Annotated in this window: 2 protein-coding genes; both read left to right on the forward strand. The window is 53.8% G+C overall.

The window, feature by feature from the left end; all coding sequences use genetic code 11:
* The first annotated feature begins 601 nt into the window (after positions 1 to 601).
* Positions 602 to 886, forward strand: coding sequence for a co-chaperone GroES (groES, locus tag L248_RS05585; protein WP_022529151.1), 285 nt, complete (start codon positions 602 to 604; stop codon positions 884 to 886).
* Between the two features lie 63 nt (positions 887 to 949).
* The gene (groL, locus tag L248_RS05590) at positions 950 to 2,584 is read left to right on the forward strand and encodes a chaperonin GroEL (protein ID WP_022529152.1); all 1,635 of its coding nucleotides are present in this window, start codon (positions 950 to 952) and stop codon (positions 2,582 to 2,584) included.
* Positions 2,585 to 3,079: the final 495 nt, after the last annotated feature.

Below are 3,079 nucleotides of genomic sequence, written 5' to 3' on the forward strand. Positions count from 1 at the left end.
CTGCACGATCGTAAGATTTTTTGCGACCGGACACATTCGCCGGAGGTGCCGCCTGTGCTTTGAATTCGCAGGCAATGGTCGTGATGTCCGGGGAGGAGGCTGCCAGGGTTTCGTGTCGAGGGAGACCGTTCCAGTTTCCGAGAATGTAGGGTGACGGAGGGTGGAGCGGCGGGGGCTCAGCCGCGAAATTGGGGGCGTGACAAAACTTACCTTTACCCGAGATTGAGTGCCAACGCGTAGCAAGCGGAGGCAAAATGGGCTCAGCCGTGCCCACCACGTTCCAGCCCATTTTGCCGGAGCTTTGGCACGGTGCTTGGAAGAGTTCTGTCACAACCCCAAAGTCGCCCCGCAGCGTTCCAGCCCCCGCGGAGCCCGTAGCCACCCGGGCCAACGACGGACCATGGACCTGGCACACGAAGCGGAGTTCCGCGCATCGCTAACGCAATTTAGCACTCTCGCCGGCAGTCTGCAAATTTTTTCGGAAAAATGGTTGCATTCCCCCTTGGAAATGATATTATAGAACATGTGATTAGCACTTGAAGCAAGTGAGTGCTAAACCCGCAATATCAAGTGACAACAACTGTTTTAGGAGGGATTCTTCGTGTTAAAACCATTAGGTGATCGGGTCATCGTTAAGGTCCAAGAAGAAGAAGAGCAAACCGTTGGCGGCATCGTACTGGCCAGCAATGCTAAGCAAAAGCCGCAAACTGGTGAAGTCGTTGCTGTCGGCGAGGGCGCTTTGAACGATAAGGGCGACCGTATCAAGCCCAGCATCGCCAAGGGTGACAAGGTCCTGTTCGACAAGTATGCCGGGTCCGAAGTAAGTTACGAGGATCAAAAGTATTTGGTTTTGCATGAAAAAGACGTCATGGCCATCGTAGAATAATTTCTACCTGCGCAGACGTGACGAACATAAAAACACAATTCTACTTATGAGGTGAAAGTTCGAATGGCAAAAGAAATCAAGTTCTCTGAAGATGCACGCGCCGCAATGTTACGGGGTGTCGACAAACTGGCCGACACCGTCAAGACAACGCTCGGGCCTAAAGGCCGCAACGTCGTTCTGGAAAAGTCCTACGGGGCACCGGAAATTACGAACGATGGGGTCACGATCGCTAAGGATATCGAGCTCCCTGACCACTATGAAAACATGGGGGCCAAGCTGGTTTCGGAAGTTGCTTCCAAGACCAACGATATCGCTGGTGACGGGACCACGACCGCAACGGTCCTGGCCCAAGCCATCGTGCGCGAAGGTATGAAGAACGTTACGGCCGGCGCTAACCCGGTGGGTATTCGCACAGGTATCGAGAAGGCCACGAAGGCCGCTGTTGATGCCTTGCACAAGAATTCTCACAAGGTGGAGACGAAGGACCAGATCGCCCAAGTTGGTTCCGTTTCTTCCTCTAGTGAAGAAATCGGCAAGTTGATCGCTGACGCCATGGAGAAAGTCGGTCACGACGGCACGATCACGATCGAAGAGTCCAAGGGTATCGACACTGACTTGAAGGTCGTTGAAGGGATGCAGTTCGACCGCGGCTACCTTTCTCAATACATGGTCACCGATAACGACAAGATGGAAGCTGACCTGGATAATCCGTATATCCTGATCACCGATAAGAAGATCTCCAACATCCAAGACATCCTGCCGTTGCTGCAGCAGATCGTGCAACAGGGTAAGGCCCTGCTGATCATTGCTGACGACGTTGAGGGTGAAGCATTGCCGACCCTGGTTCTGAACAAGATTCGGGGCACGTTCAATGTGGTTGCCGTTAAGGCCCCTGGCTTCGGCGATCGCCGTAAGGAACAGTTGCAGGATATCGCCGTATTGACTGGCGGCACGGTCATTTCTTCCGACCTTGGTCTGGAACTGAAAGACACGACCATTGATCAATTAGGTCAAGCCGGCAAGGTCACCGTCACCAAGGACGATACAACCATCGTTGAAGGCGCCGGCGACAAGTCAGCCATTGAGGAACGGGTCGGCCAGATCAAGAAGCAGATCGACGACACGACGTCTGACTTCGACCGGGAGAAATTGCAAGAACGTCTGGCCAAGCTGGCCGGCGGTGTTGCGGTCATCAATGTCGGGGCTGCCACTGAGACCGAATTGAAGGAACGCAAGTACCGGATCGAAGATGCCTTGAACGCGACCCGCGCAGCCGTTGAAGAAGGCTACGTTGCTGGTGGTGGTACGGCACTGATCAACGTCATCCCGGCGGTTGCTGCACTGAAAGAAAAGGGCGACGTCCAGACTGGGATCAACATCGTTCTTCGTGCCCTGGAAGAGCCTGTTCGCCAGATTGCCAAGAACGCCGGTAAAGAAGGCTCTGTCATCGTTGAGCGTTTAAAGAACGAGAAGCCTGAAATGGGCTACAACGCGCGTGACGACAAATGGGAAAACATGGTCGAGGCCGGCATCATTGACCCGACTAAAGTGACCCGTTCGGCGCTGCAAAACGCCTCCTCCGTTGCTGCTTTGCTTCTGACGACTGAAGCGGTTGTCAGCGACATTCCGGAACCGAAGAGTGATAACGCAGCAGCTGGTGCCGGTGCCGGCGCACCTGGCATGGGCGGCATGATGTAATCGCGCATCACCGATAGTGCCCAATAATTTGGTTTCATTTTAGTTTCATTCGGCCCGTTGAATTGACAACGGGCCGTTTTTGTAAACACGGAATGGAAGCTTTTGGTGACGGTCTTTGTGAAAGTATACCGATTTGTGAAAACTCCCACTTTTGCAGATGTAAAGCAAATTCAACAAATTAACTTCACGAATATTGCACGTTTGGAAAAAATAACCCATGATATTCTATGAATGTAGGGTTGGTCGAGACTAGGGATTGCAACATGGGATAGTCGCTAGGATTTGCGCGTGATAGATTGCTCCAGGGTACCATTCACATAGACCACACCAACCCTTGGGTTGTACGGGCCAGACAGTGCGGAAACGCACCGCCTGGCCCGCTTTTTGCGGCGTTGCGCTTCGCGCTGCCGCCTTGTGGGTCGGGTGGAATTCGCGAGACCGGCGATTTGGGCCCTCCGGCTGGCTGGGCGGGCGAAGCGAAGCAAGTGCGGAGCC

This window comes from Schleiferilactobacillus shenzhenensis LY-73 (genome assembly GCF_000469325.1).
Classification (GTDB): domain Bacteria; phylum Bacillota; class Bacilli; order Lactobacillales; family Lactobacillaceae; genus Schleiferilactobacillus; species Schleiferilactobacillus shenzhenensis.